Raw genomic sequence first — 14238 nt, 5'->3', positions numbered from 1 at the left:
CCCGGCGGAAGGCCGGGGCAGGCGTTCATTATTCCGCCTTTGCCTCTTGGCCGGGATTGTCGGTCCTGGCCTTTTCGCCCGGCTGCTCACGCAGGCGCAGACCCAGTTCACGCAGCTGCTTGGCAGCCACGGGCGCGGGAGCGTCCGTCATGAGGCAGGTGGCTTTTTGCGTTTTGGGGAAGGCGATAACGTCGCGGATGCTGCTTGCGCCAGCCAACAACATGATAAGACGGTCAAGACCGAAGGCAAGGCCGCCGTGCGGCGGAGCGCCCTGCTCCAGAGCCTGAATGAGGAAGCCGAACTGGCTTTCGGCCTGCTCGGGCGTAAAGCCAAGGGCTTCAAACATGCGGCGTTGCACCTCGCCCGAATGGATGCGGATGGAACCGCCCCCCACTTCACTGCCGTTGAGCACCATATCATAGGCGCGCGCGCGTGCCCGGGCCGGATCAGTGGTCATGATCTCCATATGTCCGGGCGCCGGAGCCGTGAAGGGATGGTGGCAGGCAACATAGCGCTTTTCTTCATCATTGTATTCAAACAGCGGAAAGTCCGTAACCCAGAGGAAGTTGAAGCTGTCCTCGGGAATGAGCTTGAGGTGCTGGGCCAGATGCACGCGCAAATTGCCCAGCGCCGCGTTGACCATGCCCGGCTCGCCAGCCTGGAAGAACACGATATCGCCCACCTTGAGGTCCAGGGCTTCGGCAATGCCCTTGCGTTCCTCGTCGGAAAGGAACTTGGCGATGGGCGACTGCCACTCGTCGGCCTTGATCTTGATCCAGGCCAGACCCTGAGCGCCGTAGATTTTGACAAATTCGGTAAAGGCGTCGATTTCCTTGCGGGTCATGCCTTCGCCGCCGGGAACCTTCATGCCCTTGACCAGGGGCGCGGTGGCAAAAAGCTTGAAGCCGGAACCGCGCACAATGTCGGTAATGTTGACGAGTTCAAGGCCAAAGCGGGTATCGGGCTTGTCCACGCCGTAGCGGGCCATGGCCTCGTCCCAGGGCATGCGGGGGAAGGGCAGCGCAATATCCTTGCCCATGACGTCCTTGAACACGCGGGCCATAAGGCCTTCGGCCATGCCCATGACCGTTTCTTCGTCCGCAAAGCTCATTTCTATGTCCACCTGGGTGAACTCGGGCTGGCGGTCGGCGCGCAGGTCTTCGTCACGGAAGCAGCGCACGATCTGGAAGTAACGGTCCATGCCGGCCACCATGAGCAGCTGCTTGAAGAGCTGGGGCGACTGCGGCAAGGCGTAGAATTCGCCGGAATTCAGACGGCTGGGCACCAGAAAGTCACGCGCGCCTTCGGGCGTGGACTTGGTGAGGATGGGGGTTTCCACCTCCACAAAGCTGTTGTCGTCCAGATAGCGGCGCACGCACTGGGCCACCTTGTGACGCAGGCGCAGATTGGCCTGCATGCGCGGGCGGCGCAGGTCAAGATACCGCCAGGTCAGGCGCAGGTTTTCACCGGCGTCGCAGCGGTCTTCAATGGCGAAGGGCGGGGTCTTGGAGGTGTTGAGCAACTTCCATTCGGTGGCCACCACTTCGATCTGGCCCGTGACCATATTGGGATTGATCATGCCCTCGGGGCGCGGACGTACCGTGCCCTTGATGGCAAGCACGTATTCCGAGCGCAGGATGTGCGCGTTTTCGTGCGCTTTGGGGGCCGCGTCAGGGCTGAAGACCACCTGGGTAAGGCCCATGCGGTCACGAAGATCCACAAAGATAAGGCCGCCATGGTCGCGCCGGTACTGTACCCAGCCCATGATGCAGACATCCTGCCCGTCATTGGCAAGGGTCAGTTCTCCGCAGTTGTGGGTGCGGCGCCACTGACCAAGGTCGGCGATGTACTTCTGATGCTCCTGCTGTACGTCCTGCCCCTGCGCGGGCGTCTGTTCCGCCATCTGGCTTTCTTGAGTCATGTTAGTTGGTTCCCGTTTGCAAAAAGTGTAGTGCTTCAGACTGCGGAACGGCTGTCTGCTCTCCGCTTTCCAGATTTTTTATGACCACAGTGTTCCGGGCCGCTTCATCCGGCCCCATGATAAGGCAGTAGCGCGCGCCGGACTTGCCAGCCTGGCGCATGAGACTTTTAAAGCCCCCCTCGCTGAAATTCATTTCACCCCTGAGGCCTGCCTTGCGCAGATTCTGGGCCAGAGCGTAGCCCTGGGTTCTGCTTTGGGCGTCCATGGCCACAAGATAGAAATCCGCGGGATGTGCCGCGCCAGCGCCCATCATGAGGGCCAGACGCTCCATGCCCGCGGCAAAGCCCACGCCGGGAGCGTCGGGGCCGCCAAGGCTCTTCACAAGGCCGTCATAACGGCCGCCGCCGGCAACAGCGGCCTGCGCGCCAATGCTGCCGCTTACCACCTCAAAGGTGGTACGGCAATAGTAGTCCAGCCCGCGCACCAGCCTGTGATCAAGCTCATAGGCCAGGTTTTCGGCGTCGAGGAGTTCAAGCGCCGTGTCAAAGTGGGCGCGGCAATCCGGGCAGTTATAGTCGAGCAGCCTGGGTGCGGCGTCAGTGATGGCGCGGCAGCCGGGCTGCTTGCAGTCGAGCACGCGCAGGGGATTGGTGTTCACCCTGCGGGCGCAGTCCGGGCAAAGGGCGGCGCTGTCCACAGTTTGCAGGTAGCCCAGCAGGGCCTCCTTGAACTTGGGGCGGCATTCGGCGCAGCCGAGGGAGTTGACCTTGAGGGTCAGGTCAGTGAGGCCCAGGGCGTCCAGAAAGCGCAGCAGCATGCTGATAAGGTCGGCATCGGCATAGGGGCTGTGCGAACCAAGGCATTCGCAGTTGATCTGGTGGAACTGCCGCATGCGCCCCTTTTGCGGGCGCTCATAGCGGAACATGGGCCCGGTGGTGAAGAGGCGGCTTACCGCTTCCCTGTTGGCGAGGCCGCTTTCAATATAGGCGCGCATGACGCCCGCCGTGGCCTCGGGACGCAGGGTCAGCGACCGGCCCTTGCGGTCGGGAAAGGTATACATTTCTTTTTGCACCACATCGGTTTCTTCACCAATGGAGCGCTGAAAAAGCTCGGTAAATTCCACAATGGGCGTGCGCAATTCCACAAAGCCGTACCGGCTGAAAACATCCCGTGCGGTATTTTCCATACGGGTGAATATTTCGCTGTCCGGCGGAAACATGTCCGCGAAACCCTTGATGCGTGCAATGCTCATGTCTTCCTCAAATGTGCCCTGTGTCGGGCGCTTATTCGGCCTCCTGGCCGGGGGCCAGAAATTAGCGTGAACCGCAGGAGCCTTCAAGCTTAAACTTGCCGCCACAGTCCTCACAGGGCACGGGATAGTTTCCTGTGAAGCAGGCCATGCAGTAATTCTGCGGCTGCGCCACGGAACCAAGCAGCCCTTCGATACTGAGGTAGTGCAGCGAATCCACATCCAGCTTGCGCGTTATTTCCGCCAGATCGTGCTGGGCGGCGATGAGCTCGCCCCGCGAAGAAAAGTCAATGCCGTAATAACACGGCGAGATGACCGGCGGGGACGAAATGCGGATGTGCACTTCCCTGGCGCCAAGCTCGCGCAGCTTTTTTACGCGGGTCATCATGGTGGTGCCACGCACGATGCTGTCGTCAATGATGCAGATGCGCTTGCCTTCAATCATCTCGCGCACGGGGTTGATCTTCACCCGCACGCCGAAGCTGCGCATGCTCTGCGACGGCTGGATAAAGGTGCGCCCCACATAGTGGTTGCGTATCATGGCATGCTCGTACGGCAGGCCCGAACACTGGGCAAAGCCCAGGGCGGGATAGATGCCGGAATCGGGAAAAGGCATGACGAAATCCACGTCCGGCGTGGATTCATTGGCCAGATTGCAGCCCATTTTTTTGCGGCACAGGTAGACCTGCTCGTCAAACACATAGGAGTCGGGCCTGGCGAAATACACCAGCTCGAAAATGCACTGGGCGGGCTTTTCGGGCATGGGCTGAATAAGGCTCTCACTGCGCACGTTATTATCGCCATCAACCACCACCACTTCACCCGGCGCCACGGAGCGGACAAACTCCGCCTCCAGCAGGTCGAACGCGCAGGTTTCGGAAGCAAAGACGGTGCTGCCGTTCATGCGGCCCAGAGCCAGCGGATGGAAGCCGTGGGGATCACGCACGGCCACGAGGATGCCGTCCATCATGACCAGCAGGCAGTACGCGCCACGCACCCTGTAGCAGGCTTCCTTGACGGCTCCCGGCAGGTCGTTGTGACGCAGGGCGCGCACCAGCAGATGCATGAACACTTCCGTATCATTGCTGGTGGAAAAAATGGCGCCTTCGTTTTCAAGGTCTTCGCGCAGTTGCCCGGCATTGACGAGGTTGCCGTTATGGGCCAGCGCAATGGCCCTGCCCTTGTAGGTGGTCAGAAAGGGCTGGGCGTTGCCGGCAGAAGAACTGCCCGTGGTGGAATAGCGCACATGCCCCACCGCGTTGCGGCCCGTAAGCTTTTGCAGGCTGGATTCGGTAAACACGTCGGGCACAAGACCCATGCCCTTGTGCTCGTGCACACCGTCAGCGCCAAAGGTGACTATACCCGCGCTTTCCTGCCCCCGGTGCTGCTGGGCGTAAAGTCCGAAGTAGGCCAGACGAGCAGCCTCGTCATGGTCATAAATGCCGAAAACACCGCATTCGTGCTTAATCATGAGCCTTACTTCTTCTGTTTTTTGCGCAGATGCGCAATGCGATTGTCAATGACCGACGGATTTGGGTATGCGTCGCGCGCCAGTTCAAATTGCTTCAATGCTTCACTGTTCTTGCCCAGTTGCTCCAGGGCGTCCGCCAGCAGATACCCGGCAAGGCCCCGTACATTCTGGTCAGGATCACTGTCCAGAATCTGCTGCGAAAGGTCGGCCACTTCCTGCCAGCGTTCTCTGGCCATGTTCTGGTCAGCCAGATCATACATGCACATGATCTTGTCGTGGTCCGGCAGGGGCAGAGCCAGACATTGCTGCAGGGTGTCCTCGCCGGCGTCAAAGCGCCGCAGGCTGAACTGCATGGCCGCCAGACGCCTGTACCCTTCAAGCACCTGCTGCGGGCTCAGCCCGCCAAGACCTATATAGGCGTTCCACATGTCCACGGCGCGCTCATAGCGGTGCAGGCCTTCGTTCACTTCAGCCATACGCTTCAGGATGACGGCGCTGCGGGCGTCGTCGTCCATATACTCTTCCTGCATGGTTTCAAGGTACTCAAGGCTCGCGCGCGGCTCCTGCCCGGCGGCGTTGACCACCACAAGCAGCTGCTGCCATGCCTCCCACCTGCTGTCGGCGTCCTGACTGTCCTGCGATTCACGCAGATACCGCTCAAGCAGCCTTTCGGCAAGCGACCACTGCCTTTGCGAAACAGCCTCCCGCGCCTGTGAAAGGTCGTCGCCTTTCAGGGCGGGGCCGTCACAGCCCACAAGCCAGAAACACAGGCACCAGAGCAGGCACACGGTAAAACCGCGCGCACGGGGCCGCCATGCGCCACCCTGCCCTGTAAACGCCGCAAGCTGCCCCCGAGCGCCCGGCGGCGACGGGGGGGGCGCAACGGCCCCCCCACACCCCTGTTTTTCAACAGTGAAAAACATGCCGCAAGACCTTATCAGGCGTCATCTTCCGGCTCGTCCCGCTGGCTCGACGCTTCATCCCCGGCTGCGTCAGCGGCATCCCCCGCAGGGGCCTGCGCGCCTTCCACCGCCGCAACGGGCGGCATATCGTCCAGTTCTTCATCAAGGTCGCGGCCGGTCTGCCCGCCTTCGTCCACACGGTCAAAGCCCACAACATGGCCGCCTTCATCCAGCCGCACCAGCATGACGCCCATGGTGGCGCGTCCCTTGGTGCGTACTTCGTCCACGCTGATGCGCACGATCTTGTTGGCCGAGGTCAACAGGATCAGGCCGTCATTGTCGCGCACGGGCATGGCCCCAACCACTGGCCCGGTTTTGCCCGTGACCTTGAAGTTGATAATGCCCTTGCCGCCGCGCGACTGCAGGCGGTACAGATCAACACTGGTGCGCTTGCCGTAGCCATTGGCGGAAATGGACATGATCTCTGTGGTCTGGTCCGTTTCTTTCACAATAACGCCGGCAACCACAAAGTCCTGCCTGCGCAGGGCTATGCCCTTGACGCCGGTGGCCACGCGACCCATGGGCCGTACATCCCTGCAAGAGAAGCGGATGGCAATGCCGTCGGCCGTGGCCAGCACTATGTGGCTGTCTTCACGGATGGGACGCACCACCACCAGTTCGTCGTCCTCGCGCAGGCCCACGGCCATGAGACCGGTTTTGCGGCACCGGGCATACAGCGAGGCCGAGGAACGCTTGACCATGCCGCGCCTGGTGACAAAGAGGAAATACTTGTCCTCAGCGAATTCACGCAGGGCCAGCACTGTGGTGACCCACTCGTTTTCCTCAAGCGGCAGCAGGTTGTTGATGTGCACGCCCTTGGCCGTACGGCTGCCTTCGGGCACCTGGTGCACCTTGAGCTGGTGCATGCGGCCCTTGTTGGTGAAGAGGCAGAGGTACTGGTGGTTGGTCGTGGTCAAAAATTCCTGCACATAGTCGTCATCAGAGGTGTGCAGGGCGGCAATACCCTTGCCGCCGCGCTTCTGCTGCTGATAGTTTTCAAGCCCGGTGCGCTTCATGTAGCCGCGACGCGACAGGGTGATGACCACTTCCTCATCAGGAATAAGGTCTTCGATATCAATGTCCGTCAAGGCCTCACGCAGCACTTCGGTGCGGCGCGGCGTCACGAAGGTTTCGCGGATTTCGCGGATTTCGCGCCTGAGCTCGCTGCGCAGCACCTCTGCATTTTCGAGAATGGAGCGGTAGAACTCGATCTTCTGCAAAAGATCCTTGTATTCGGCCATAAGTTCTTCGCGCTGCAGGCCCGTGAGGCGTTGCAGGCGCATTTCAAGAATGGCCTTGGCCTGAAGCTCTGAAAACTCGAAACGCTTCATGAGGGCGGCGCGGGCTTCCTCCGGATTGGCGGACGCGCGAATAAGGGCCACCACCTCATCAATATTGTCGATGGCGATGCGCAGGCCTTCAAGAATATGGGCGCGGGCCTCGGCTTTTTCAAGATCGTAGCGGGTGCGGCGAATGACCACTTCGCGGCGGTGATCAATAAAGCAGGTAAGCGCAGTCTTGAGATTAAGCAGTTGCGGGCGATTGTCCACCACCGCCATCATATTGATGCCAAAGCTCGTTTCCAGCGGGGTAAACTTGTACAGGCCGTTGATGACGATATCCGGAATGGTGCCGCGCTTGAGGTCAATGACCACGCGGATGCCCTTGCGGTCAGATTCGTCGCGCAGGTCGGTGATGCCGTCTATCTTGCGGTCATTGACCAGGGCCGCGATTTTTTCCACCAGCGAGGACTTGTTGAGCCCATAGGGAATCTCCCTGATGACGATGGACTGCGCACCCTTCTTGCGGTCTTCGATCTCCATGCGGCCACGGACTTTCACCGTGCCGCGCCCTGTGTGATAGGCGTCGTACAGCCCTTTGCCCGCGTAGACGAAACCGCTGGTGGGGAAGTCCGGCCCTTTCACATGCTCCATCAGATCGTCGATGCTGCACTGGGGAGTATCAAGCAGCAATTGAAGGGCGTCGCACAGTTCACCCAGGTTATGGGGCGGAATGTTGGTGGCCATGCCAACGGCAATACCCGAACTGCCGTTGAGCAGCAGGTTGGGAACCTTGCTCGGCATAACCGTAGGTTCCTGCAGGGTATTATCGTAGTTGGGGCGAAAATCGACAGTGTTTTTGTCAAGGTCGGCCAGAAATTCCTGGGCCAGCTTTGACATGCGCACTTCAGTATAACGCATGGCCGCCGGGGCGTCGCCGTCAATGGAACCGAAGTTGCCCTGCCCGTCCACCAGCGGATCGCGCATGGAAAATTCCTGCGCCATACGCACCAGGGCGTCATACACGGCAGAATCGCCATGGGGGTGATACTTACCGATGACGTCACCGACGACGCGGGCGGACTTTTTGTGCGGACGGTTATAGTTGTTGGCAAGCTCGTACTGGGCGAACATGATGCGCCTGTGCACGGGCTTCAGGCCGTCGCGCGCGTCCGGGATGGCACGCCCGATGATGACCGAAAGGGAATACTCCAGATACGATTTGCGGAGTTCTTTTTCTATGCTTATCTGCGGCTGCTGCATTTCTGCCACTGCGGGCCTCGCTGCGTTTTTTGAGGGGCAAGGGAACCGCCGTTTCCGGCGGCCGGGGGCTTGCCCCCCTGAAACCCCTTTTCAAGTGGTATGCCGCGAAAAACCGCCGACTGCCGGTCAATGTTCCCGCGCCATAACAAAAATAAAAAATCTACCGGAAGATACGGTGAAGAGGCCCCGGCCAGACCATGGGCCCCTCTGAAACTCGCTCTTCCAACAGCATCAGTTCAAATGACAAATTGAAGTGCAAAGCATTTCAATTTGATCTTGTCCAGGGAAGCACTGATTAAAGAGCCTCCTGGAAACGCGCTGGTATTTCGTTTGGCAAGGCGCGATCTTTTTTTAAAGCAGGAGTGGACTCTTCCGTCTTCGACTGTTTCAAAAAAAGTGAAGCAACGCCGCCAAACGAAATAAATCAGCGTTTCCCTAGATATCCAGATCCTGAACAGCCAGGGCATTGCGCTCGATGTATTCGCGGCGCGGTTCCACCCTGTCGCCCATAAGTTCCATAAAGGCGTCCGAGGCCTCGTTGGCGTCTTCCACAGAAACCTGCAGAAGAATACGGTTTTCAGGGTTCATAGTGGTAACCCATAGCTGTTCGGGGTTCATTTCACCAAGACCTTTGTACCGCTGAATATTGATGCCCCTGCGGGCCTCATCAAGCACCATGCGCACAAGGTCGGCAAGACTTTCGGCGGGCGCTTCGCCGTCCTTGCGGCGGATGCTGAAATCAAGACCGCCGCACTCTTGGCGCAGGTCGGCAAAAAGCTGCCAGGTTATACGGTACAGACGCGAGGCGAAAAATTCCATGCCGCGCCGGGTCTGATGGCCGCCGGTATTTTCAAATATGGCGAACAGACGTTCCTCGTCGTCTTCACTCTTCTCATGCTCAAGGGTCAGCATGTAGCCGCGCTCGTTAAGCCAGTCCGTAAGGTCGGTATCCTGCCGTTCCAGCATGGCCGGGTCAATCTGCGCGGGATAGGTGGTCATGGCCAGAAAGAGATCACGAGGAATGCCGCTCATTTCAGCGTCGCCGAGGCGCGCCTCGATGCTCTCAATGCGCTCCACAAAGGCGGTGAGATCGCTACCCGTGTATTCGCGGCCATTGCTCGCCATAATGGTGACGTCTTCGCTCACGCGGGAAAGCAGAAAGGCGTTGAGCTCCGTATCGTCCTTGATGAATTTTTCCATGCGCGAGTTGTGCGCGCGGTACAGGGGCGGCTGGGCAATATAGACAAAACCGCGCTCCACCATTTCCTGATACTGACGGAAAAAGAAGGTCAGCAGCAGGGTGCGTATGTGCGCTCCGTCCACGTCGGCGTCTGTCATGATGATGATCTTGTGGTAGCGCAGCTTGTCGAGGTCGGTATCTTCCTCGCCGATGCCGGCGCCCATGGCCGTGATAAGGGCCTTGACTTCCTTGTTGGCCAGCATTTTGTCAAAGCGGGTGCGCTCGGTGTTCAGAATCTTGCCGCGCAGCGGCAGAATGGCCTGATTTTTGGGATTTCTCCCCTGCTTGGCCGAACCGCCTGCCGAATCGCCTTCCACGATGAAAAGTTCAGATTCCACCGGGTCCTTGCTCTGGCAGTCGGCCAGCTTGCCGGGCAGGGCATTGTCTGAAAGCGCGCCCTTGCGGCGTACCAGTTCCTTGGCGCGGCGGGCGGCGTCGCGGGCGCGGGCGGCGTCCACGGCCTTGTCGATGATAAGGCGGATATCCTTGGGATTTTCTTCAAAATACACACTAAGGCGGTCATAGATGACGCCAGCCACAAGCCCGGCCACTTCGCTGTTGCCGAGCTTGGTCTTGGTCTGTCCTTCAAACTGCGGCTGGGGCAGCTTGACGCTGATGACGGCCGTGAGGCCTTCACGCACGTCATCACCGGACAGGCTGGTGTTTTTCATCTTTTTGACCAGGTCAGCCTGTCCCTTGATATAGCCGTTAATGGCGCGGGTAAGGGCGGTGCGGAAACCCACAAGGTGGGTGCCGCCTTCCTTGGTGCGGATGTTGTTGGCAAAGGTAAGGATGTTTTCCTTGTAGCCCGCGTTGTACTGAAGGGCGAAATCCACGGTGACGTTATCAACAAGGCCTTCACCGGAAATAATGGGGTGAATGCCCTGCTCGCCGGAGTTGAGGTCGGCCACAAACTGCCGAATGCCGCCTTCGGCATGAAAAACGTGCGTTTCGCCTATGCGCTCGTCAATGCACTCGATGGTCAGGCCCTGGTTGAGATAGGCCAGCTCCTCGAAGCGCTTTTTGAGCGTTTCATAGGAAAATTCGAAGACTTCAAAAATTTCCTCGTCGGGCTTGAAGCGCACGGTGGTGCCGTGGCCGTCCACGCCTTCGCTGATGACCGTCAACTCGTCCTGGGGAATGCCGCGCGAATAGTGCTGGCGGTACCGTTTGCCGTCACGGCGCACGGTCACGGTGAGCTCTTCGGAAAGGGCGTTGACGCAGGACACGCCCACGCCGTGCAGACCGCCGGATACCTTGTAGCTGGAGTTGTCAAACTTGCCGCCGGCATGCAGCTTTGTCATGACCACCTGAACTGCGGACACGCCTTCCTTGGGATGGATGTCCACGGGAATGCCGCGCCCGTCGTCGCGCACGGTGACGCTGTTGTCAGCGTGCAAAATGACGGTAACGCGCGTGCAGTAGCCGGCCATGGCTTCGTCAATGGCGTTGTCCACCACTTCATAAACCAGGTGATGCAGGCCGCGCGCGTCTGTGGAGCCAATGTACATGGCCGGGCGCTTGCGCACGGCAGAAAGCCCTTCCAGAATGGTAATGGAAGAGGCGTTGTAGCCGCCGTTACCGGGGGTTTGGGGAGCCATTAAACGTCTTCCTCGCTATAGTAGGTCGTTTCAGAAACCTTCATGGGCATGATGATGACCGTGTAATCGGGGTCGTCAGCGCCCCGCACGCCGCAGGGGCCTTCAGTTCCGGTGAGCATCATGTCTATCTTGGCGGAAACAAAATGTCCGAGCACATCCATGAGGCTGCGCGTGGGAAAGGCTATACGCTTGATATCGCCGCCATAGGCAACTTCAAGACTTTCATTGGCCGAGCCCACGTCCTGCCCCTGGGCGGAAAGCAGCGCTTCGCTGGCGGAAAGGTCCATGTAAGTGCAACGGTCGCTTTCGGTATTGAAGATAAGTATGCGGCCCAGAGCTTCCATGGCTTCCTTGCGCTCAAGGGTCATAGGGTGCATGTCGCCGCTGGCCAGCTTGCTCATGAAGATGTTGTAGTCGGGGTACTGGTGCGCCGCGCGCGGCAGGCTCAGGGTCTCGGCCTTGCCAAGGCTGCGCAGATACAGGCGTTTTTCGGTGATGTTCAGTTCAATCTCGTCCACGCCCAGCCATTTCTTGATGTCCTGAAGGTATTTCTTCTGAATGAGTATGCCTTCTTCGGGCAGCCGCTCGGCAAGCTCGTCGTGGGTGAAGGACACAAGGGCGAACTGATGGCCGTTAAGACCGCACACGTCAATGCGTCCGTTGCCCCTGGGCTTCATGCACAGGCAGGCAATAGCGTCCATGGCGTCGTCCTCGCTGATGCAGAACGTCACCTTGTCCAGCACGTCCTGAAGAAAGTCGCCTGACCAGGTCACGGTGTTTTCTTCAGGGAAGGTGGAAAAATTCTGAAACCATTCAGCGCCGCTTACCGGCAGTTTGTAGGAGCGTCGGCCCTGTTCAAGAAGCAGATTGCCCGAAGCCTCGTCAAGGGAAAGATGCAGCACGCCCGAAGGCAGCTGGCGCACCAGATCCACAAAGGCTCTGCCCTGCACGCCTATGAGGCCAGGCTCCGCCACTTCTGCCTGGTAGCAGCCCGTAAATTCGATATTGGCGTCAGTGGACATGACCGAAAGGCCGCCCTCATCCGCCTTGAGCCAGATGGAGCGCAGATACTGCGCCCCTGCCTTGGCGGGAATAATGGCAACGGCCTTCAGCAGACCTTCGATGATCTGTTCTTTATTCACAGTTAGTTTCATAAATTCTTTCCTTAACTATTATTAGCGCTGTTTCTATGTGCGTAATTTATAAAACGCATTATAAAAATTGAACTTTTTATGGAACACTCCAAGCTGCTTTCAAGGAACGCCGGGAACAGCCACATGGGATATCCAGCAGCGACAGGGGGTCAGGGTGTTTTTAATTCAAGTTCTGTCACTAACGCTTGGACCCTTTTGTCACTAACTAGAAGTTTGTTAATCTTTTTAATGGCATGGATGACAGTACTATGGTCACGCCCGCCAAAAGCCCTGCCCAGTTCCGGGTAGGAAAGCCCCAGCTTTTTACGGCAGACATACATGGCTATCTGCCTTGCCAGCACCAGATCAGGCCGACGTTTACCGCCAAGAACGTCTTCAGTCTTGAGATTGAGACTCTTGGCCACATCGGCCAGGATTTCGCGGCAGCCCGGCATTTTCTCAGCCACGCCCGTGCGCACGATATTTTCCAGGTCTGTCTGGGTCAGATTGTGCCCTTTGACCGCGCAGTAAGCGCCGACCTTGAGCATAAGCCCCTGTAAAAGACGGAACTGCGAACAGCGCTGCGCAAGAAAAAGCAGCTGTTCGCGGGTAAGGGGCAGGCGGCGCTCCTTGCACATGAGTTGCAGGTAGCGCAGCCGAACATCAAGGTCGGGTTCCATCAATTCCACCACAAGGCCGCTTTCAAGCCGGGAACGCAGGCGTTCGTCCAGCGTCTTGAGCGTTTGCGGGTGGCCGGAGCAGGCAAAAATCATGCGGGCGGCGGCTCTGCCCTTCATTTCTTTATGTACGTGCGCATCGCGCGCGTAGACGACGCCCGGCTGACGGCCAAGGGAAACGACGTTTTCCTGTCTGCCGGGGCAGGCGTCCATGCAGGCCACAAGGTTGCCCTGCCAGCCGCTATGCCCGGACATGTCCTGTATGTCGTCCAGAATCAGGACGTCATAGCGCTGCCAGAAAAGCTCGGGCCTTTTGGCCCACACCGTGTCTTCAGCGCAAAAACGGGCCGCATTGGCGCAGACCATGCGCGCCGCATCCGTAGTGCGCGCCAGCATGGCTGCAATGGCTTGCAGGAGATGACTTTTACCCGTGCCGCTGCGCCCGCAGACCAGAAAAGGATTATAGGCCGTGGATTCGGTGTTTCCGGCAATTTCTCTGGCTGTGGCCAGGGGAAAGGTGTTCTTGTTGTTAAAAATGAACCCGGCAAACGGGTCTTCCCGGGTGGCTTCGCCCCCGGCGCTGTCAGAGCCGGAATCCGCGTTTGCGGGCATGCGGCCTTCCACATTACGCTCGGGGGGAGCGGCGCGCTCATACACGATTTGCGGGGCCGGGCTTGCGCTCAGTACTTCAAAATGGTGGTTGAGGGCCTCTTCAAAAGCGGCGCGCTTGTGGCGGCTGAACCATGCCGCGAAATACATGTGCGGAAAAACCACCCGCAGAGTGTTCTCTTCCTGGCGCAGTGTAAGGCTGTCCAGCCAGGAGGTTTCCCCCGCGATGGCCTGATGTTCCGCCAGTATGTCCCGCAGCTCGTTTTTCAGCATAGTTCTGTGTTCAGTGCCCGTACAGGGCGTGTCCTGTGGATAAAGGCTTGATCCGCAGGGTTGTTCCCGACCCCGTTTTTTTCGGCTTCCGCCGTACAGGAACAAGGGATGTTCATAACACAAAAGATGAACGCAAACAAGAGGCGACTCTTGGCCCGCATGGAGGGCAGCTTGTGGACAACTGTGGAAAACCGCACGATTTTTTGAAGGGCCTGGCAATCACGACATATCCTGCCCGTGTCATTCCGAGGCTGCGGGGCGTACTTTCATTGCGGGCCTGCCCGAAGAACAGGGGGCGGGGTTCCATTCACAGTCCAGCCATGGTCTGAGTGCCCGCATCTTTCAGGCAGCGCGTGCGGCGAGGATCTGTCCAGCATGGCTCAGGACGGGCCGTGTCAGGCCAGACAAGATACGGTGAAGCCACGTCAATACGAACCAATCGGCATGTCCAATCGTGACCGCATGGTCCGCCTGGCGCGATTTCGTGGCAGCAGCTGCCGGGCAGCCCTCCTTGCTACGCAAATCCCCTGAACTGGACAAGGCTTGTCCCCATGGGTAT

Annotated in this window: 8 protein-coding genes; all 8 read right to left on the bottom strand. The window is 58.9% G+C overall.

Annotation, left to right across the window (positions count from 1 at the left end):
• Positions 1-28: 28 nt before the first annotated feature.
• The 8 genes from aspS to ACZ5DH_RS12550 all read right to left on the bottom strand — a co-directional run bounded on the left by aspS (position 29) and on the right by ACZ5DH_RS12550 (position 13679).
• Positions 29-1903 carry an aspartate--tRNA ligase gene (gene aspS, locus ACZ5DH_RS12585; protein WP_464256559.1) on the bottom strand — a complete coding sequence of 625 codons (1875 nt, stop codon included), beginning with the start codon at positions 1901-1903 and terminating at the stop codon, positions 29-31.
• A 19-nt stretch (positions 1904-1922) separates the two neighbouring features.
• Positions 1923-3173: a histidine--tRNA ligase gene (gene hisS / locus ACZ5DH_RS12580; RefSeq protein ID WP_464254598.1), complete on the bottom strand. Its 1251-nt coding sequence runs from the start codon at positions 3171-3173 to the stop codon at positions 1923-1925.
• Positions 3174-3234: 61 nt separating this feature from the next.
• Positions 3235-4641 carry an amidophosphoribosyltransferase gene (purF, locus tag ACZ5DH_RS12575; protein ID WP_464254597.1) on the bottom strand — a complete coding sequence of 469 codons (1407 nt, stop codon included), beginning with the start codon at positions 4639-4641 and terminating at the stop codon, positions 3235-3237.
• Between the two features lie 5 nt (positions 4642-4646).
• The gene (locus tag ACZ5DH_RS12570; protein ID WP_464254596.1) at positions 4647-5564 is read right to left on the bottom strand and encodes a tetratricopeptide repeat protein; all 918 of its coding nucleotides are present in this window, start codon (positions 5562-5564) and stop codon (positions 4647-4649) included.
• A 14-nt stretch (positions 5565-5578) separates the two neighbouring features.
• Entirely contained in the window at positions 5579-8146 is a 2568-nt protein-coding gene (gene gyrA / locus ACZ5DH_RS12565; RefSeq protein ID WP_464256558.1) for a DNA gyrase subunit A, read from the bottom strand.
• A gap of 435 nt (positions 8147-8581) precedes the next feature.
• Positions 8582-10987, bottom strand: coding sequence for a DNA topoisomerase (ATP-hydrolyzing) subunit B (gene gyrB / locus ACZ5DH_RS12560; protein WP_464254595.1), 2406 nt, complete (start codon positions 10985-10987; stop codon positions 8582-8584).
• Positions 10987-12141: a DNA polymerase III subunit beta gene (gene dnaN, locus ACZ5DH_RS12555; protein ID WP_464254594.1), complete on the bottom strand. Its 1155-nt coding sequence runs from the start codon at positions 12139-12141 to the stop codon at positions 10987-10989. Before dnaN ends, gyrB begins: the two co-directional genes overlap by 1 nt.
• Before the next feature lie 149 nt (positions 12142-12290).
• Positions 12291-13679 (bottom strand): helix-turn-helix domain-containing protein, encoded by a 1389-nt coding sequence (locus ACZ5DH_RS12550; protein ID WP_464254593.1) that lies wholly within the window; start codon positions 13677-13679, stop codon positions 12291-12293.
• Positions 13680-14238 lie beyond the last annotated feature (559 nt).

The sequence above is a fragment of the Desulfovibrio simplex genome, from assembly GCF_055387835.1.
Note: the sequence above shows the minus strand (reverse complement) of the source record. Positions and strands in the feature narration are given on the sequence as shown.

Bases quoted from the DNA above. Each gene is read 5' to 3' on its own strand.
- purF (WP_464254597.1), bottom strand. From the start codon at position 4,641: ATGATTAAGCACGAATGCGGTGTTTTCGGCATTTATGACCATGACGAG.
- gyrA (WP_464256558.1), bottom strand. From the start codon at position 8,146: ATGCAGCAGCCGCAGATAAGCATAGAAAAAGAACTCCGCAAATCGTAT.
- hisS (WP_464254598.1), bottom strand. From the start codon at position 3,173: ATGAGCATTGCACGCATCAAGGGTTTCGCGGACATGTTTCCGCCGGAC.
- ACZ5DH_RS12550 (WP_464254593.1), bottom strand. From the start codon at position 13,679: ATGCTGAAAAACGAGCTGCGGGACATACTGGCGGAACATCAGGCCATC.
- dnaN (WP_464254594.1), bottom strand. From the start codon at position 12,141: ATGAAACTAACTGTGAATAAAGAACAGATCATCGAAGGTCTGCTGAAG.
- gyrB (WP_464254595.1), bottom strand. From the start codon at position 10,987: ATGGCTCCCCAAACCCCCGGTAACGGCGGCTACAACGCCTCTTCCATT.
- ACZ5DH_RS12570 (WP_464254596.1), bottom strand. From the start codon at position 5,564: ATGTTTTTCACTGTTGAAAAACAGGGGTGTGGGGGGGCCGTTGCGCCC.
- aspS (WP_464256559.1), bottom strand. From the start codon at position 1,903: ATGGCGGAACAGACGCCCGCGCAGGGGCAGGACGTACAGCAGGAGCAT.